This window comes from Vibrio palustris (assembly GCF_024346995.1).
Taxonomy (GTDB): Bacteria; Pseudomonadota; Gammaproteobacteria; order Enterobacterales; family Vibrionaceae; genus Vibrio; species Vibrio palustris.
The window spans coordinates 305793-324857 of sequence record NZ_AP024887.1 but is presented as its reverse complement, the minus strand read 5'-3'; the positions used below and the strand labels follow the sequence as shown (position 1 = coordinate 324857).

Here is a 19065-nt window from a genome sequence, read left to right as displayed (position 1 = left end):
TTCTATATTTTAGTGGTTTTTTATTGAACAGAAAACTTAAATCAATCCAACACGTTGCTCATATCCTTATGTCACGTTCACCGACCAACTGAACTACTTTATTATCTCTATATTCACTATCATGAACATAACAAATAATATCTATGATTATACTAGATCCATATTAGATACTGAGCATGTACACGCTTTCTCACTTAACTCACTGACACGTAAACATAGACAATATATTTTTTTGTATAGCCATAGTTAAACTCGAACGTGTAACTACGGCTACAATAAGCAATTCCACTGGTATAAATCGCGTACTTCATTGTTAATTTTTGTGCGCCCAAATAATTACAAGTCAATGAAATATATAATAAATAAGTTATTTTATTAAACAAAAAACCATTTTAAGCATCTTGTATACCCCTATGATTTTTTTTATGATAGAGCGATGTTGTTTATTAAAAATCCAAAAAATATTCAGCATTTAATTAAACAATATATAAAAAGACATAATATATTAACAATAAATAGCAGAGTTATCTTTTTCATTACTATTTTTACAACTTGTCTTTACTTTTTACATTACTAGCACTTTTATATAATGGCCATCATTCAATGACACATAAAATGCCTCCCCCTATCAATGTGATTAAAATCCGCAATCAAACTATTGATAAAAGCATTTTTAATAACAAATCATATAAATGTAAGCTATCTTATAATCAGTATAAAATACTAAGTTATTGCATATCATTACTAAAGCACAATGAAAATAACATTATCAAAATAGATATAAAGGATTATTGCCAAGCCATTGGACTGACGCTTCAGTCAAATAACTTCATCGGCATTCAAAATGCATTAAAGACATTAGAGCAAGTTCCGTTAGTTATTACCAATGATACAACGTCTTCTCCTATACCTGCCATTACTCATGTTACCTCTCTTTCAGATAATCAAATCGAAGTTGGATTAGAACAACGCTACCTCGCTCACCTTGAAGATCTTACAACGTCATTAAATCAATATAATTTCATTAATATTGCTTTTTTGACAAGCTATTACTCGATTCATCTTTATGAGATATGTAAATCTTGGCAGGGAAGAAAAACGATGATTGTTGATGTCGTCACACTTCGTCAAATTTTCGCTTTAGAAAATACACTACGTAGTTGGCAACATTTTAAAGAAAGAGTGCTCAGTAAACCATTAGAAGAAATTAACTTATTGACGGATATTAATATTGAAGTAGAGTATATCCGACATCAGAGAATGGTTAAAAAAATCAAATTTACTATTTCGACAAAAACACGCGAACAAAGAATTCGCGTCAATCAATACATAAAGAAACATATGGATAGTAAATATATTAAAAGACAAAAATAAAAAAGGTTCGCACTATGCGAACCTTTTTTCATTGTACTCTGAGGCCAATTAGAATGGGATGTCGTCATCAAAATCCATTGGTGGTTCATTATACTGTGGTTGCTGTGGCGCCGCTTGCGGAGCCGACTGCTGTTGCTGCTGTACAGGTTGCTGGCGTTGCTGTGCAGGCTGTTGCGGCTGTCCCCAACCACCTTGCTGAGAGGGTTGACCTCCCATGCCAGAACCTTGCTGTGGTGCCCCACCATTGCGGCCACCAAGCATCTGCATTACACCATTAAAGCCTTGCACAACGACTTCAGTTGTATAGCGATCTTGACCACTTTGATCTTGCCATTTACGCGTTTGCAGTTGACCTTCAATGTAAACTTGAGAGCCTTTGCGCAGATACTCACCTGCGATTTCAGCAAGCTTACCAAACAGAGCCACACGGTGCCATTCGGTCTTTTCACGTTGCTCACCTGTTGCCTTATCACGCCATGAATCTGACGTTGCGAGAGTGATGTTTGCAACTGCACCACCATTTGGCATATAACGAACTTCAGGATCGCTACCTAAGTTACCAATTAAAATTACTTTGTTCACACCACGGCTTGCCATGTTCTGCTCCGTCTTCAACTGTGAGAATGAAATGTAGTTTGGTAGGATATCATGCTTTCGAGTCCTGACCAATCACTGACTATTGTGAACCTTGGTGATAATCATTCACTCTGTGCGAAGAACATTTGCGAACCAAATCTAAACATTCCTGCGATGTTGCAAAGCGGTTCAGGCAAGTTCCTAATATTAATCGCAAACCTCAAAATGGATTCTCGCCTTTCTGGACATGGTGAGCTCATAGTCTCTGAAGTCACCGACAAGGAGAAGACGATGCTTTCCACTGACTATGCCAATTGTCTTACCGTTATTCATCGCTACAACTCACCATTAGATACGCTCATTACTGAGGTGGTCTCTGAAATTGACGGCCATATTGATTGGTGTTCGCTTAATGAGCTGACCTATAACCGTGTACCTGATCATTGCACCTTGATCATCGACTATGAGTCTTACCTACACATTCATCAGACGCTATCAACAATACTCATAAATCCGACTGGCCTCGATATCGTTATTTATAATGCGCCTATTTCTATACGGACTGAAACACTGTTATGTTTAGGAAGACTACGTGGACTCTTTTATGAACGAACCAACCGGCACACGATTGCGGCGGGTTTACGCGATATTCAGCAAGGAAAAATGGTCATTCCTATCGACATTTGTCATCAGCTACTGGATCACTACCAAACAACGCATCCCTATCCAGTAAAAACAGGAACCGATCTTAGCCAGCGTGAATCACAAGTGCTGCGAGAGCTCACTTCAGGACAAAGTAACCTACAAATTGCCGATAGATTTTGCATCAGCGAATGTACCGTTAAATCTCATCTGTATAATATTTATCGTAAATTAGACGTTAAGAATCGTGTACAAGCAATGGAATGGGCAAAGTATCATTTAAATACTATCAACTAAGCCGCTCGCTGTTGGCTTTTCTTCCATAAGCTCTTTGCTTACCTATTTTTTGCTATCATTAAATAACCGTTAAGTATTACTTTTCAAACAACTCAAGAAATAGGTCTTCATAATGATTAAAAAATGCCTTTTCCCCGCTGCGGGCTATGGAACACGCTTTCTACCAGCAACAAAATCGATGCCAAAAGAGATGATGCCAGTCGTTAATAAGCCACTTATTGAGTATGGCGTCGAAGAAGCCATTCAAGCTGGCTTAGATGGTATGTGTATTGTGACTGGTCGTGGTAAGCATTCCATCATGGATCATTTTGATAAAAACTATGAGCTAGAGCATCAAATCAATGGAACGAACAAAGAAGAGTTATTAGTTGATATCCGTGATGTTATGGATAAAGCCACATTTACTTTTATACGCCAGCGTGAAATGAAAGGCTTAGGTCATGCAATTCTAACCGGTCGTGAATTGGTCGGTGACGAAGCGTTTGCCGTAGTACTCGCTGACGATTTATGCGTGAATCCAGACCAAGGCGTATTAGCTCAAATGGTGGCTTTATATAAACAATTTCGCTGCTCAATTGTTGCCGTACAAGAAGTGCCAAAAGAAGAAACCCATAAGTACGGTGTCATTTCTGGTGAAATGATTAAAGATAACATTTACCGAATTGATGACATGGTAGAAAAACCCGAACCTGCCGACGCACCAAGTAATCTAGCGATCATTGGTCGTTATATTTTAACCCCTGATATTTTTGATTTGATTGAACAAACTGAGCCGGGTAAAGGTGGCGAGATTCAAATTACGGATGCGCTTCTTAAACAAGCCCAAACTGGGTGCGTGTTAGCTTATAAATTCAAAGGTCATCGGTTTGATTGTGGTAGTGTTGAAGGGTATATCGAAGCCACTAATTACTGCTACGAAAATGAATATAAGAAAAATGAGAAAGCAGTCGCTCTCAATAAATACTCGACCTTTAAAGATAAAAATAATCACTGAGACCATAATTAATATTAAAAACAGTGCATTACTCATGTTATGCACTGTTTTTTTATCCAGTACCACCTTTGCACAAAACTCACTCTATGTAATACTGGTTATCTCGGTATCACCTATAGAGTAAACTGATGGATAAAATCGACATACGTGGCGCTAGGACTCACAATCTCAAAAATATCAACCTAACTATTCCTAGAGATAAACTCGTTGTGATAACAGGTTTATCCGGTTCAGGAAAGTCATCGCTTGCCTTTGACACTCTCTATGCAGAAGGTCAACGACGCTATGTAGAGTCGTTATCAGCCTATGCACGCCAGTTTCTCTCGTTGATGGAAAAACCCGATGTTGATCATATCGAAGGCCTATCACCGGCCATTTCTATCGAACAAAAATCGACGTCGCATAACCCTCGTTCAACCGTTGGGACCATCACTGAAATCTACGACTACTTACGTTTGTTATATGCGCGTATCGGTGAGCCACGCTGTCCTGAACATCAAGTTCCTCTAAAAGCACAAACCATTAGCCAAATGGTAGATAAAGTTTTAGAGATGCCTGAAGGCGCCAAAATTATGCTACTCGCCCCAATTATTAAAGAAAGAAAAGGCGAGCATGTTAAAACGCTACAAAACCTTGCAGCGCAAGGCTTTATTCGTGCCCGAGTTGATGGTGAAACCTGTGATCTTTCCGATCCACCAGCACTAGAGCTACAGAAAAAACATACGATTGAAGTTATCGTCGATCGCTTTAAAGTGCGCGACGATCTGCAGTTACGTTTAGCTGAATCTTTTGAAACGGCACTAGAACTGTCCGGCGGTATTGTCGTAGCAGCTCCAATGGACGGAGATGGTGATGAACAAGTGTTCTCCGCTAATTTTGCTTGTCCACATTGTGGTTATAGTATGAGCGAGCTAGAACCTCGTTTATTTTCATTCAATAACCCTGCGGGAGCCTGCCCAACGTGTGATGGCCTAGGAGTACAGCAATATTTCGATGCAGATCGCGTAGTACAAGATAGTAAACTGAGCTTAGCCAACGGAGCCATTCGTGGCTGGGATAAACGTAACTTTTATTATTTTCAGATGCTAACGTCTCTAGCTGAGCATTATTCATTCAAACTAACGACACCATTTAATGAACTACCGAAAAAAATCCGTGATGTCGTGTTACATGGCTCTGGTTCTACCGAAGTTGAATTTAAGTATGTTAATGACCGAGGCGATTTACGGGTCAAACATCATCCGTTTGAGGGCATACTCAATACGCTAGAAAGACGCTATCGTGAAACTGACTCTAATTCTGTGCGTGAAGAATTGAGTAAATATGTTTCCACCAAAGCCTGTGCAACGTGCTCTGGTACTCGTCTACGTCTTGAAGCTCGTAATGTGTTTGTTAATGATATAACGCTACCAGAAGTTGTGGCTCAGAGTATTGCCGGTTCTTTAGAGTTTATTGACACACTCGAGCTTGAAGGCCAAAAGGCACAAATCGCTGAAAAAATCTTAAAAGAAATATCGGATCGTCTCACCTTTTTGGTCGATGTGGGATTGAATTATTTGAACTTGTCACGCAGCGCAGAAACCTTATCTGGAGGTGAAGCACAGCGTATCCGTTTGGCGAGTCAAATTGGCGCAGGCTTAGTTGGTGTGATGTATGTCCTTGATGAACCTTCGATTGGTTTGCATCAGCGTGATAATGAACGTCTACTAGGAACACTGACCCGCCTGCGTGATATGGGGAATACGGTGTTAGTGGTCGAACATGATGAAGATGCGATTCGCAGCGCTGATCACGTGATCGATATTGGCCCCGGTGCCGGAGTTCATGGTGGTAATGTTGTCGCGGAAGGTACAGTCGATGACATTATTCGTAACCCTGACTCACTCACAGGACAATATCTTACTGGTACTCAGTCCATTGCCATTCCCGAGAAAAGAACGCCAATAGACAAGAAAAAATTGGTACAAATTTTTGGAGCGACAGGCAACAACCTACACAATGTCGATCTGTCTATTCCTGTCGGCTTGATGACATGTGTGACAGGGGTTTCTGGCTCTGGTAAATCAACGTTGATTAATGACACGTTTTTCAAAATTGCTCATGCCGCTTTAAACGGTGCGACCAAAGCCACTCCGGCGCCGTATAAACGTATCAAAGGATTAGAGCATTTTGATAAGGTCATTGATATTGACCAAAGCCCTATTGGACGTACGCCACGCTCGAACCCAGCGACGTATACTGGGATTTTCACTCCTATTCGTGAATTATTTGCTGGCACCCAAGAAGCACGTTCACGTGGTTATAAGCCGGGTCGTTTCAGTTTTAACGTGCGAGGTGGACGGTGTGAAGCTTGCCAAGGCGATGGGGTTATCAAGGTCGAAATGCATTTCTTACCTGATGTCTACGTGCCGTGTGATGTTTGCCAAGGTAAACGCTATAATCGTGAAACCTTAGAAGTACGCTATAAAGGTAAAACGATTGATGAAGTGTTAGAAATGACGATTGAAGATGCCAGAGAGTTCTTTGCTCCAGTGCCAGCAATTGCTCGTAAGCTACAAACATTAATCGATGTTGGTTTATCTTATATCCGCTTAGGGCAAGCAGCGACTACCTTATCTGGCGGTGAAGCTCAGCGGGTTAAATTAGCTCGTGAGCTGTCTAAACGCGATACGGGTAAAACCTTATATATTTTAGATGAACCAACAACAGGTCTGCATTTTCATGACATCAAGCAACTGCTCGCCGTATTAAATCAATTACGAGATCGTGGAAATACGGTCGTGGTCATTGAGCATAACTTAGATGTAATAAAAACAGCCGATTGGATTGTCGACTTAGGTCCTGAAGGCGGACAAGGTGGAGGAGAAATTATTGCGCAGGGCACGCCTGAGCAAGTCGCTGAAATAGCGGGGTCGCACACAGCCCACTTCCTAAAGCCTATGTTAAACTAACTAAATAATAAAACGTTAAAGGGACCAGCATCACGCTGGTCTTTTTTTAAAACAGTGAGAAAACCATGGCGATAGTGCTATTAGGCGGCACCCATCTAGAACCTAAAACTCCGAAAGTTCCGCTCACCAAACCGTTCCTCTATGCCATTGCATCCCTTTATATTTATGCAATGCATTTTATTATGTCAAACCCCGGCGGATCGGGGCTCGCGTTGTCGTTTAATGACACATCCTGGATTGCGATCAGCTTAGCCTTAGGCGTTGGTCTTTGTCAGTTAGCTAATAACCAAGTGATTCGTTTCTCTAAATTAACACTTGGATTATTACTTACCTGCATTCTAATGACCATTCCGATCTTCTATCACAATTCAGATCCTGAGTTGGTGACCATGAGACTACTCGGTTTATGGGCGGGTTTATTATTTTTTTGGCTCCTACAACAATTTCGTTTTTCTAACCGAGAAAAACAACGACTGTTGTGGTTTATAGTGATCGGTAGTTTAATCGAGGCGGGCATTGGCCTTTATCAATATTTCATCATTGCGCCTGAAGCCTTGGCTAAACTCCAACACTTTACGCGTCCATCCGGTGTTTTCCACCAACCGAATGTTATGGCAAGCTTTCTTGCAACTGGCTTATTGGTGTCTGGTTACCTGCTCGCAAGGCAGCCTAAAAAGTACGACGAGCACTGGGTTCAGACTACGCTACTGTATCTCACTTCACTAACGAGCTCTTTACTGTTAGTCGTATTAGCTTCACGTACAGGCTGGTTAGGTTCCATACTAGGCATTATATGCCTCCTACCCTATTTGAAGAAGTACGCTTCTAAAAGACGCTTTATTACTTGGATTATTGCGATACTCGTCGGTGTGAGCATCGGTTTTTTCTCGATGAATCAACAAGGCATGTCAGGTTTTGTCGCCAATAAAATTGATCTGCAAAGCCCTCGTCGATACACATTTCCTCAAACGTTCGACATGATGGTTGAGAAACCATTTACAGGTTATGGCTACGGGCGCTTTGAATCTCAATATATACTGTATACTGCACGCCAACATCAACTCAACCCTAATTATCCACCTGGGCTCGCGTCCATGGATCATCCCCATAATGAATTAATATATTGGGGAGTTGAGGGCGGTATTATTCCAATCATAGGTATTATTATCGCGGCCAGTCTAGTATGTCTACGTCTGCTCTACGCTAAGCGGGGCACTCGTCTAGGTCTGTTTGCACTGCTGCTTCCTATTGCGCTGCACACACAATTAGAGTACCCGTTTTACCATTCAGCCGTTCACTGGATCACCTTTTTGATCTTACTATATTGGATTGATCAGCGGTCACTATCCTATCGGTCTCTTTCATTTCATCCTTGGATTGCCCGTCTATTACGCATTTTATCTTTACTTGTTCCCGTGCTCATCAGTGCCTTCATGCTGACGACGCTACAGACTAACTACGTATTAACACGTTTTGAGCGCTCTCCGAGTAAATATCCAGATATGATTAATCATGTCACTAACTTAGCGGTCTGGAAAAATAGATACGACTGGGATGTATACAGTTTATATTTACGAAAAGGATTAAAAACCAAACAACCAGAAGATATAATGCCATTTGTCACATGGGCTCCAACAGTTATTGAACATCAACCACGTCCGATTTTTTATAAAAAATTAATTCTTTCTTATGAAGCACTTAATGACACAAGTCGGGCAGAACAAACACGTAATGAAGCGCAGTTTTTATTTCCTAAAATCGACTTTACTCATTTGCACGAAAATGCGATATCAGCAGCTTTATCATCATCAAAACTGACAACGCCAAAGCCATTAAAGGAATAGTCTTCAAACAAGATGCAATAAAAACCATTTTTAGTTAATAATTATGCAAAACCCATTGACATTAATCGTGTAAACTCGTTCAATGGACATATAACAGAAGAGGAGCACTACCCAGGCAGGTGTTTTGTGGAGCCACTACTCCAAAACAAATCATTTATGGGGAGTAGTGCCGAGATAACGTTACAAGTGGACAACGTTATCGGGTGAATGGGCTGAATCCCTTCAACTGTCGCCATTGATTGTGCGAAGAGCTTCTGAGGTTTCCTTTCTAAGATCATACCTCTTGCTGCTCACGTCCCTCTCTTCAATATTTAGAATCTAGGTAAATACCTTTTATAGTCAGTTACGGGAGAATCAATTGTGAGCACATTTAATGTAGCGAAATTTGGCGGAACGAGTGTTGCAGACTTCGCTGCTATGAGTCGCTGCGCAACCATTATCGAAAGCAATCCACACACCAAGCTGGTTGTCAGTAGTGCTTGCTCTGGCGTCACTAATTTACTGGTTACTCTAGCGAGCGGAATCGAGAATCCACAAGAACGAGCGACCCTGATTGGAAAAATTGCCGCGATTCATCAGGCGATCGTCGAACAACTCAATGATCCATCAAGCGTAGAAGATCCGCTCTTACACTTTATTGATGTCATTACCAGTGCATCTGAAGCCGCATCTTATCAAACAAGCCAAAAATTGACGGATCACTTGGTCGCCTGCGGTGAGTTAATGTCTACTCACCTATTCACCCAAATACTTCGTGAACGTGGCATTGATGCCATTCGATTTGATATCCGCCACATGCTGCGTACCGACGATAACTTTGGTAAAGCAGAACCACAACTCGAAGAAATCCGTCGGCTTGCCGATGAGCATTTAGTTCCTATCTGTCAACAGCAAGTCGTCGTCACCCAAGGGTTCATTGGCGCCGATAATCAAGGAAATACAACAACACTCGGCCGAGGTGGTAGTGATTATTCAGCAGCACTCATAGCTGAATCTGTCGGTGCGGCGGGTTTAGAGATCTGGACTGATGTGCCAGGAATTTATAGCACCGATCCCCGCATTGCGCCTAATGCCGCGCCTATTGCAGAAATCAGTTTTAATGAAGCCTCAGAAATGGCCAATTTCGGCGCGAAAATTTTACATCCTTCAACATTACTTCCAGCACTACGCCAAGGAATTCCAGTCTTTGTTGGTTCATCAAAAGCGCCAGAGAAAGGCGGCACCTGGATTCGTAAACAAGTAGACAGTGCACCACAATTTCGCGCGCTAGCCTTACGCGATAACCAAACAATGGTTACATTGCATAGTGAAAAAATGTTTCAATCATACGGTTTCCTTGCCAAAGTATTCGAAATACTCGCAAAACATAAACTGTCAGTGGATCTAATTACTACCTCGGAAATCAGTGTGTCACTCACACTCGATAAAACAGACACTTCCGGTGGTGCACCAGAATTACCTCCCGCCGTCCACGAGGAATTGCAATCGTTATGCTCGGTAAAAGTAGAGCATCACTTAAGCCTTATCGCGTTAATTGGTAATCACATGGATAATCAAGGCTATGCGAAAAAAGTGTTTGGCGCTTTAGATGACTTTAATGTGCGCATGATTTGCTATGGCGCCAGTGAGCATAACTTGTGTTTCCTAGTGGACTCCTCATCAGCTAAACAAGCTATTCAACATTTACATGAACAATTATTCGAGTAACGATCTTTCCGCTCATTATTGAGCGATAAGAGTATGCGGTTGTATCAAGTTAATGACTTATGAGCCAGTTTAAATTGCTGGCTCTTAAGTCACTGAACAATTAAAACCATTAAGTAACAACGTTCTTTATCGTCTAGACTTTCTCATTGTAAGAAAAAAACGGTTGCTATTTACACAGCATCCAACGACAATTTATATTCACAAGTTGTTACATAAGAGAAAGCTATGTCGGTTTATTACACTCTATGTTTCTTGTCTGCTGCTGCAATGATCATTGCATTTTTCAACAGCAAAATAGGAAACATGCAAACTACTATCGCCATCACTGCCGGTTCCATGTTGTTATCCTTAATCATTTTAGTGGCAGGGCAAAATAACTGGTTCCATCTAACCCAAATTGCTCGCACCACAATGACGAGTATTAATTTCGAAGATTTTCTACTCAAAGGCATTCTAGGTTTTTTATTGTTTGCAGGCGGTCTCGGTATAAAACTTCCCAACTTAAAAGATCAAAAATGGGAAATTGCTATACTCGCACTCGGAGCCACTCTTTTTTCTACCTTTTTTATCGGCTTCTGCCTCTACGGACTTTGTAACCTCGTTGGTATCCATCTCGACCTGATCTATTGTTTACTCTTTGGCGCACTTATCTCCCCTACAGACCCTATCGCTGTTCTTGCCATTGTAAAAAAACTTAATGCACCAAAAAGAATTTCCACACAGATTGAAGGCGAATCGTTATTTAATGATGGCTTCGGACTGGTTATATTTGTCACTATATTCACTATCGCTTTTGGAAAAGAAGCACCGACGTTCGGCAGTGTCGCAGGGCTATTTCTTCATGAAGCTATTGGCGGTATTGTCTATGGCTTCGTCTTGGGACTAATCTTCCACTATTTAATAAGTGCCACTAATGACCACTCTATGGAGCTATTGTTAACCATAGGTATTCCTACCGCAGGATTTGTGTTTGCAGATGTAATTCATGTCTCTGGCCCACTTGCGATGGTGGTTTCGGGAATAATGATTGGCAACTGGACACGATTTATTGGATTTTCAAAAGAGAGTGAAGAACATTTGGATCACTTCTGGGAACTAGTCGATGAGTTCCTTAATGGCGTACTGTTCCTTCTCATTGGTATGTCTATGCTGCTGTTCAAGTTTCATGTAGAAGATTGGATTGTTATGGCTATTGCTGTCCCTCTTGTACTGTCCGGTCGCTACCTTAGTGTACTCGTCTCTTATGTAGGTTTTAAACGTTTTCGTAACTATAATCCTTGGTCGGTACGTATATTAACTTGGGGCGGATTACGTGGAGGTCTGGCTCTAGCGATGGCTTTATCAATACCATCAGGCATTTTGGTTATTCCAGAAAAACTCATTGATGTAAAAGAATTAGTATTGGTGATGACATACGCTGTTGTCGTTTTCTCTATTTTAATTCAAGGCTCAACAATTACTCCGATGATAGATAAAGCAAAAATTGCCGAAAAAGATATGCACTACAAAATAGACGCAGAACAATAGGCACAGTTGCTAAGTGAGCGTCTTTATCTAAATAAAAAAGAGGAGCATTCGCTCCTCTTTTTTATTTCCAATTATTTGGTCAAACGCTAGAGTAAATCATTCAATGCTATACCCACGCCAATACGCTGAGTATGGACATCATAGTCAATCAAACTTTCGCCGTAGCCATTAAAATACTGCACATAAGCACGTAAATTATTATGGATTGGATAACTCCAAGTTAGCTGTAGGGCTGCTCGATTCTGCTTTTCCAAGTTATCTCTGAACATAAAGGTATAGCGCTGCTCCCCAACCCCATATAGTCCCGTAATTTCAAAATTACCAAGGTAATGTGTGATATCTGGATTATCATCGCCAGTGGCGTCTGTAGGATTCTTTTTCTCTTTCTCTGGTATGCGCCACCACACCTTAGTGTTTATCGCTAATGGTCCTTTATCAAATAACATAGAGCCATATAAGCGATTCCAACTGCGTGATAGTGTCCCTGAGCGACCATTTGATTGATGCACCGCACCTACTTGCCAAAAAGAATTAGTAAAACCGCCAATCTGCCAATCATTAGGAAAAATCATAAAGATGTCTGGTTCGTGAACAGTTTCTCTAAAAGGGGAGGAATCATCTTTATTATAAACTTGCCACCATGATTGGTTAGTATAAGCAAAATACAAATCACCACCATTAATCAGATCAATGGCTAATGGCATTTTGAATGAAATTTGAAATTTGGCTTCAAACTTATCCAAGTCATCAGCATAATCACTATCTTTTTTAAATGGCTTATTATTAGGGTGTGGGTTATATGTCACGGGAAGCAAATAATTCGCTTTATGCGGCATAATAACGAAAGGATTATCGATGACTTTTTTCTCGTCTTTTACTCTATCCTCAAGCAAAGAATCTGATGACGTAGTGCTTTTCGCTTCACTCGCAGGCTTATTTTCCGGTTGTGCGGAATAAGCTAAGTTAGCAATAAAACAAGAAGCCAGAATAGCTAGGTATGACAACCTCATTGACTCAACTCCATAATGAAAGTGGTGCGAAACATTCGTCATTTAAATTAGCACTCGGTTAGAACTAATAAAAGAAAAACGCACGTTATTCACAAGGATTTAACAGTCTTTGCTCACAAAATAAAAGATCCTTAGGATTAAATACAAAAGACGCGGCTTAATAAAAAAATGTGTGCTAACGGTATAAGATAGAAAAGTTATAGACGAAAAAAAGCCTCGTTCGCAAGAACGAGGCTTTAAAACTTAATGGCGGAACGGACGGGATTCGAACCCGCGACCCCCGGCGTGACAGGCCGGTATTCTAACCAGCTGAACTACCGCTCCGCAAACTGGTTTTTCCATAACGCTGCACGCAGCACTATGTCTAAATTCAAGCCTGGCGATGACCTACTCTCACATGGGGAAACCCCACACTACCATCGGCGCTATTTCGTTTCACTTCTGAGTTCGGCATGGGATCAGGTGGGTCCAAAATGCTATGGTCGCCAAGCAAATTCTTTCTGTTATCGCCCAAAGGGCCATAACAATAATCTGGAAAGCTGTTTTTGTGGCTATAAAAGCCGTTCTCACACACTCAAGTACTCATATTGAGTCCGTTACAAAACCTTTTTGGTGTTGTATGGTTAAGCCTCACGGGCGATTAGTACAGGTTAGCTCAACGCCTCACAACGCTTACACACCCTGCCTATCAACGTTCTAGTCTCGAACAACCCTTTAGGACGCTTAAAGCGCCAGGGAGAACTCATCTCAAGGCTCGCTTCCCGCTTAGATGCTTTCAGCGGTTATCGATCCCGAACTTAGCTACCGGGCAATGCGTCTGGCGACACAACCCGAACACCAGAGGTTCGTCCACTCCGGTCCTCTCGTACTAGGAGCAGCCCCTTTCAATTCTCCAACGCCCACGGCAGATAGGGACCGAACTGTCTCACGACGTTCTAAACCCAGCTCGCGTACCACTTTAAATGGCGAACAGCCATACCCTTGGGACCGACTTCAGCCCCAGGATGTGATGAGCCGACATCGAGGTGCCAAACACCGCCGTCGATATGAACTCTTGGGCGGTATCAGCCTGTTATCCCCGGAGTACCTTTTATCCGTTGAGCGATGGCCCTTCCATTCAGAACCACCGGATCACTATGACCTGCTTTCGCACCTGCTCGAATTGTCATTCTCGCAGTTAAGCGGGCTTATGCCATTGCACTAACCTCACGATGTCCAACCGTGATTAGCCCACCTTCGTGCTCCTCCGTTACTCTTTGGGAGGAGACCGCCCCAGTCAAACTACCCACCAGGCACTGTCCTCATTCCCGATAAGGGAACCAAGTTAGAACATCAAAACTACAAGGGTGGTATTTCAAGGACGGCTCCATGCAAACTAGCGTCTGCATATCAAAGCCTCCCACCTATCCTACACATGTAGGTTCAATGTTCAGTGCCAAGCTGTAGTAAAGGTTCACGGGGTCTTTCCGTCTAGCCGCGGGTACACTGCATCTTCACAGCGATTTCAATTTCACTGAGTCTCGGGTGGAGACAGCGTGGCCATCATTACGCCATTCGTGCAGGTCGGAACTTACCCGACAAGGAATTTCGCTACCTTAGGACCGTTATAGTTACGGCCGCCGTTTACCGGGGCTTCGATCAAGAGCGTCGACCGAAGTCTAACCCCATCAATTAACCTTCCGGCACCGGGCAGGCGTCACACCGTATACGTCATCTTACGATTTTGCACAGTGCTGTGTTTTTAATAAACAGTTGCAGCCACCTGGTATCTGCGACTCTTTTCGGCTCCAAGAGCAAGTCTTTTCACCTATATAGAGCGTACCTTCTCCCGAAGTTACGGTACCATTTTGCCTAGTTCCTTCACCCGAGTTCTCTCAAGCGCCTTGGTATTCTCTACCCGACCACCTGTGTCGGTTTGGGGTACGATTCCTTACAATCTGAAGCTTAGAGGCTTTTCCTGGAAGCATGGCATCAATGACTTCACACCCTTGGGTGCTCGACGTCGTGTCTCGACCTAATGAGTATCCGGATTTACCTAAATACTCAGCCTACGCACTTGAACCTGGACAACCATCGCCAGGCCCACCTAGCCTTCTCCGTCCCCCCATCGCAATTGTAAGAAGTACGGGAATATTAACCCGTTTCCCATCGACTACGCTTTTCAGCCTCGCCTTAGGGGTCGACTTACCCTGCCCCGATTAACGTTGGACAGGAACCCTTGGTCTTCCGGCGTGGGGGTTTTTCACCCCCATTATCGTTACTCATGTCAGCATTCGCACTTCTGATACCTCCAGCAGACTTCTCAATCCACCTTCAACGGCTTACAGAACGCTCCCCTACCCAACATTCCAAAAGGAATATTGCCGCAGCTTCGGTTTATTACTTAGCCCCGTTACATCTTCCGCGCAGGCCGACTCGACTAGTGAGCTATTACGCTTTCTTTAAATGATGGCTGCTTCTAAGCCAACATCCTAGCTGTCTGAGCCTTCCCACATCGTTTCCCACTTAGTAATAATTTGGGACCTTAGCTGGCGGTCTGGGTTGTTTCCCTCTCCACGACGGACGTTAGCACCCGCCGTGTGTCTCCCGGATAGTACTTACTGGTATTCGGAGTTTGCAAAGAGTTGGTAAGTCGGGATGACCCCCTAGTCTTAACAGTGCTCTACCCCCAGTAGTATTCGTCCGAGGCGCTACCTAAATAGCTTTCGGGGAGAACCAGCTATCTCCGAGTTTGATTGGCCTTTCACCCCTAGCCACAAGTCATCCGCTAATTTTTCAACATTAGTCGGTTCGGTCCTCCAATTGATGTTACTCAATCTTCAACCTGCCCATGGCTAGATCACTCGGTTTCGGGTCTATATCCAGAGACTGTGCGCCCAGTTAAGACTCGCTTTCGCTACGGCTCCCCTAAACGGTTAACCTTGCCACTGAATATAAGTCGCTGACCCATTATACAAAAGGTACGCAGTCACCCCACAAAGGAGGCTCCTACTGCTTGTACGTACACGGTTTCAGGTTCTATTTCACTCCCCTCACAGGGGTTCTTTTCGCCTTTCCCTCACGGTACTGGTTCACTATCGGTCAGTCAGGAGTATTTAGCCTTGGAGGATGGTCCCCCCATATTCAGACAGGATATCACGTGTCCCGCCTTACTCGATTTCACCTTAAATACGTTGCCGGTTACGGGGCTATCACCCTGTATCGCGTGCCTTTCCAGACACTTCACCTGACGCATAAAAAGCTTAAGGGCTAATCCGGTTTCGCTCGCCGCTACTTCCAGAATCTCGGTTGATTTCTTTTCCTCGGGGTACTTAGATGTTTCAGTTCTCCCGGTTCGCCTCGTTACGCTATGTATTCACGCAACGATAACTGCTTATGCAGTTGGGTTTCCCCATTCGGAAATCGTAGACTCGAGTGGCTTTTACTGCCTCATCTACGCTTATCGCAAGTTAATACGTCCTTCATCGCCTCTGACTGCCAAGGCATCCACCGTGTACGCTTAGTCACTTAACCATACAACCCAAAAAAGTTTTGGATTGATGAACAAAGTCACCAAGGTTTGTCTGCATTTTTATACATGTTGCAGACTCGATATTGCCGGACTCAATTTTGAATACACACTCTATTAATAGAGTATGATTTTCCAAGAACACTTGAATGTGTTTGGTGTTTGTTGGTATCAAACGATACAACAAACATTGAGAACTTTTACAAATAATTCATATTTATCGCTAAATACGATTATTTTGTCAGCTTTCCAAATTGTTAAAGAGCAATGTGTATCTTTTTACAAAGACACCATTTTTAAGAACACTGCACAACAATGTGCTTAAAGATGGTGGAGCTATGCGGGATCGAACCGCAGACCTCCTGCGTGCAAGGCAGGCGCTCTCCCAGCTGAGCTATAGCCCCATCTTGGTCAATTTCATTTTCAAACAAACGCATGAAGCAGAAATTGGTGGGTCTGAGTGGACTTGAACCACCGACCTCCCGCTTATCAGGCGAGCGCTCTAACCAGCTGAGCTACAGACCCACTAAGGTGCTCTTAACTTTCTAAACCATATCAATCTGTGTGAACACTCATCGCAATAATCATTCGTATTAAGGAGGTGATCCAGCGCCAGGTTCCCCTAGCGCTACCTTGTTACGACTTCACCCCAGTCATGAACCACAAAGTGGCAAGCGTCCCCCCGAAGGTTAAACTACCTGCTTCTTTTGCAGCCCACTCCCATGGTGTGACGGGCGGTGTGTACAAGGCCCGGGAACGTATTCACCGTGACATTCTGATTCACGATTACTAGCGATTCCGACTTCATGGAGTCGAGTTGCAGACTCCAATCCGGACTACGACGCACTTTTTGGGATTCGCTCACTTTCGCAAGTTGGCAACCCTCTGTATGCGCCATTGTAGCACGTGTGTAGCCCTACTCGTAAGGGCCATGATGACTTGACGTCGTCCCCACCTTCCTCCGGTTTATCACCGGCAGTCTCCCTGAAGTTCCCACCATTACGTGCTGGCAATCAAGGATAAGGGTTGCGCTCGTTACGGGACTTAACCCAACATTTCACAACACGAGCTGACGACAGCCATGCAGCACCTGTCTCAGAGTTCCCGAAGGCACCAATCCATCTCTGGAAAGTTCTCTGGATGTCAAGAGTAGGTAAGGTTCTTCGCGTTGCATCGAATTAAACCACATGCTCCACCGCTTGTGCGGGCCCCCGTCAATTCATTTGAGTTTTAATCTTGCGACCGTACTCCCCAGGCGGTCTACTTAACGCGTTAGCTCCGAAAGCCACGGCTCAAGGCCACAACCTTCAAGTAGACATCGTTTACGGCGTGGACTACCAGGGTATCTAATCCTGTTTGCTCCCCACGCTTTCGCATCTGAGTGTCAGTATCTGTCCAGGGGGCCGCCTTCGCCACTGGTATTCCTTCAGATCTCTACGCATTTCACCGCTACACCTGAAATTCTACCCCCCTCTACAGTACTCTAGCCTGCCAGTTTCAAATGCAATTCCGAGGTTAAGCCTCGGGCTTTCACATCTGACTTAACAGACCACCTGCATGCGCTTTACGCCCAGTAATTCCGATTAACGCTCGCACCCTCCGTATTACCGCGGCTGCTGGCACGGAGTTAGCCGGTGCTTCTTCTGCAGCTAACGTCAAGAATAACGTCTATTCAACGTTACCCCTTCCTCACTGCTGAAAGTACTTTACAACCCGAAGGCCTTCTTCATACACGCGGCATGGCTGCATCAGGCTTGCGCCCATTGTGCAATATTCCCCACTGCTGCCTCCCGTAGGAGTTTGGGCCGTGTCTCAGTCCCAATGTGGCTGATCATCCTCTCAGACCAGCTAGAGATCGTCGCCTTGGTGAGCTCTTACCTCACCAACAAGCTAATCTCACCTGGGCATATCTTGACGCGAGAGGCCCGAAGGTCCCCCTCTTTGGCCCGAAGGCGTTATGCGGTATTAGCCATCGTTTCCAATGGTTATCCCCCACATCAAGGCAATTTCCCAGGCATTACTCACCCGTCCGCCGCTCGTCATCTTCTAGCAAGCTAGAAATGTTACCGCTCGACTTGCATGTGTTAGGCCTGCCGCCAGCGTTCAATCTGAGCCATGATCAAACTCTTCAATTAAAGTTTTTTCGGCTCAATGAATACTGACTTCAAAACTAATATTTGTTTAAAAACAAACATGTAATCTTAAAGCTATTATCGTTCCAACAGAACGATAATGAATTGACTGTGCCAAGACTAACCGAAGTTAATCTCGATTGGTCACTCAGTTCATTGAAACCAATTTTGTTTCCGAAGAAACTATTGATTATCATCAACGAGTGCCCACACAGATTGATAGGTTTAAATTGTTAAAGAGCTTGGCTTTCTGTACCGAAGTACTTAAGCGAGGTGCGTATAATACGCGTTACACTTTGAAAGTCAACATAAAATTCTAAAAATTTAAAACTTTATGGTGACTTGCTTGATTTTTCATCAAGCAAGCGATATTAAAGCCTGGCGATGACCTACTCTCACATGGGGAAACCCCACACTACCATCGGCGCTATTTCGTTTCACTTCTGAGTTCGGCATGGGATCAGGTGGGTCCAAAATGCTATGGTCGCCAAGCAAATTCTTTC

9 protein-coding genes, 3 tRNA genes, 4 rRNA genes and 1 riboswitch are annotated in these 19065 nt (G+C 43.4%); of the genes, 7 read left to right on the top strand and 9 right to left on the bottom strand.

What is annotated here, in order from left to right; genetic code table 11:
• Nucleotides 1-603 precede the first annotated feature (603 nt).
• Nucleotides 604-1374 carry a replication initiation protein gene (locus OCU30_RS01545; RefSeq protein ID WP_077315279.1) on the top strand — a complete coding sequence of 257 codons (771 nt, stop codon included), beginning with the start codon at nt 604-606 and terminating at the stop codon, nt 1372-1374.
• Nucleotides 1375-1422: 48 nt separating this feature from the next.
• On the opposite strand, the gene OCU30_RS01540 is transcribed toward OCU30_RS01545, so the two are convergent.
• Nucleotides 1423-1971, bottom strand: coding sequence for a single-stranded DNA-binding protein (locus tag OCU30_RS01540; protein ID WP_077315278.1), 549 nt, complete (start codon nt 1969-1971; stop codon nt 1423-1425).
• Nucleotides 1972-2022: 51 nt separating this feature from the next.
• On the opposite strand from OCU30_RS01540, the gene OCU30_RS01535 reads away from it, so the two are divergent.
• The 6 genes from OCU30_RS01535 (at nt 2023) to OCU30_RS01510 (ending at nt 11912) form a co-directional block, all read left to right on the top strand.
• Nucleotides 2023-2889: a response regulator transcription factor gene (locus tag OCU30_RS01535; RefSeq protein ID WP_077315277.1), complete on the top strand. Its 867-nt coding sequence runs from the start codon at nt 2023-2025 to the stop codon at nt 2887-2889.
• A 112-nt stretch (nt 2890-3001) separates the two neighbouring features.
• The gene (gene galU, locus OCU30_RS01530) at nt 3002-3883 is read left to right on the top strand and encodes a UTP--glucose-1-phosphate uridylyltransferase GalU (RefSeq protein WP_077315276.1); all 882 of its coding nucleotides are present in this window, start codon (nt 3002-3004) and stop codon (nt 3881-3883) included.
• Nucleotides 3884-4011: 128 nt separating this feature from the next.
• Nucleotides 4012-6834, top strand: a complete 2823-nt coding sequence (gene uvrA, locus OCU30_RS01525; RefSeq protein WP_077315275.1) for an excinuclease ABC subunit UvrA — start codon at nt 4012-4014, stop codon at nt 6832-6834.
• A gap of 65 nt (nt 6835-6899) precedes the next feature.
• On the top strand, nt 6900-8678 hold the full coding sequence (locus tag OCU30_RS01520; RefSeq protein ID WP_077315274.1) for a PglL family O-oligosaccharyltransferase: 1779 nt from the start codon (nt 6900-6902) through the stop codon (nt 8676-8678).
• Between the two features lie 89 nt (nt 8679-8767).
• A riboswitch (Lysine riboswitch) is annotated at nt 8768-8940 on the top strand.
• Nucleotides 8941-9038: 98 nt separating this feature from the next.
• The gene (gene lysC / locus OCU30_RS01515; RefSeq protein ID WP_077315273.1) at nt 9039-10385 is read left to right on the top strand and encodes a lysine-sensitive aspartokinase 3; all 1347 of its coding nucleotides are present in this window, start codon (nt 9039-9041) and stop codon (nt 10383-10385) included.
• Between the two features lie 225 nt (nt 10386-10610).
• The gene (locus tag OCU30_RS01510; protein WP_077315272.1) at nt 10611-11912 is read left to right on the top strand and encodes a cation:proton antiporter; all 1302 of its coding nucleotides are present in this window, start codon (nt 10611-10613) and stop codon (nt 11910-11912) included.
• Between the two features lie 86 nt (nt 11913-11998).
• On the opposite strand, the gene OCU30_RS01505 is transcribed toward OCU30_RS01510, so the two are convergent.
• The 8 genes from OCU30_RS01505 to rrf (OCU30_RS01470) form a co-directional block, all read right to left on the bottom strand.
• Complete coding sequence (locus OCU30_RS01505; RefSeq protein WP_077315271.1) at nt 11999-12922, bottom strand: phospholipase A; 924 nt, start codon at nt 12920-12922, stop codon at nt 11999-12001.
• A 247-nt stretch (nt 12923-13169) separates the two neighbouring features.
• Nucleotides 13170-13246, bottom strand: a tRNA-Asp gene (locus OCU30_RS01500).
• Nucleotides 13247-13296: 50 nt separating this feature from the next.
• A 5S ribosomal RNA gene (gene rrf, locus OCU30_RS01495) occupies nt 13297-13412 on the bottom strand.
• A gap of 129 nt (nt 13413-13541) precedes the next feature.
• Nucleotides 13542-16435 (bottom strand): 23S ribosomal RNA (locus tag OCU30_RS01490).
• A 323-nt stretch (nt 16436-16758) separates the two neighbouring features.
• A tRNA-Ala gene (locus OCU30_RS01485) sits at nt 16759-16834 on the bottom strand.
• Nucleotides 16835-16878: 44 nt separating this feature from the next.
• Nucleotides 16879-16955, bottom strand: a tRNA-Ile gene (locus OCU30_RS01480).
• A gap of 69 nt (nt 16956-17024) precedes the next feature.
• Nucleotides 17025-18565 (bottom strand): 16S ribosomal RNA (locus tag OCU30_RS01475).
• A gap of 373 nt (nt 18566-18938) precedes the next feature.
• Nucleotides 18939-19054: ribosomal RNA gene (gene rrf, locus OCU30_RS01470) — 5S ribosomal RNA — on the bottom strand.
• Together the 16S, 23S and 5S rRNA genes with 3 tRNA genes alongside form the textbook arrangement of a ribosomal RNA operon.
• Nucleotides 19055-19065 lie beyond the last annotated feature (11 nt).

Coding starts and splice junctions, on each gene's coding strand:
- OCU30_RS01535 (WP_077315277.1), top strand. CDS start 2,023: ATGCTTTCGAGTCCTGACCAATCACTGACTATTGTGAACCTTGGTGAT.
- OCU30_RS01510 (WP_077315272.1), top strand. CDS start 10,611: ATGTCGGTTTATTACACTCTATGTTTCTTGTCTGCTGCTGCAATGATC.
- uvrA (WP_077315275.1), top strand. CDS start 4,012: ATGGATAAAATCGACATACGTGGCGCTAGGACTCACAATCTCAAAAAT.
- OCU30_RS01540 (WP_077315278.1), bottom strand. CDS start 1,971: ATGGCAAGCCGTGGTGTGAACAAAGTAATTTTAATTGGTAACTTAGGT.
- OCU30_RS01505 (WP_077315271.1), bottom strand. CDS start 12,922: ATGAGGTTGTCATACCTAGCTATTCTGGCTTCTTGTTTTATTGCTAAC.
- galU (WP_077315276.1), top strand. CDS start 3,002: ATGATTAAAAAATGCCTTTTCCCCGCTGCGGGCTATGGAACACGCTTT.
- OCU30_RS01545 (WP_077315279.1), top strand. CDS start 604: ATGACACATAAAATGCCTCCCCCTATCAATGTGATTAAAATCCGCAAT.
- OCU30_RS01520 (WP_077315274.1), top strand. CDS start 6,900: ATGGCGATAGTGCTATTAGGCGGCACCCATCTAGAACCTAAAACTCCG.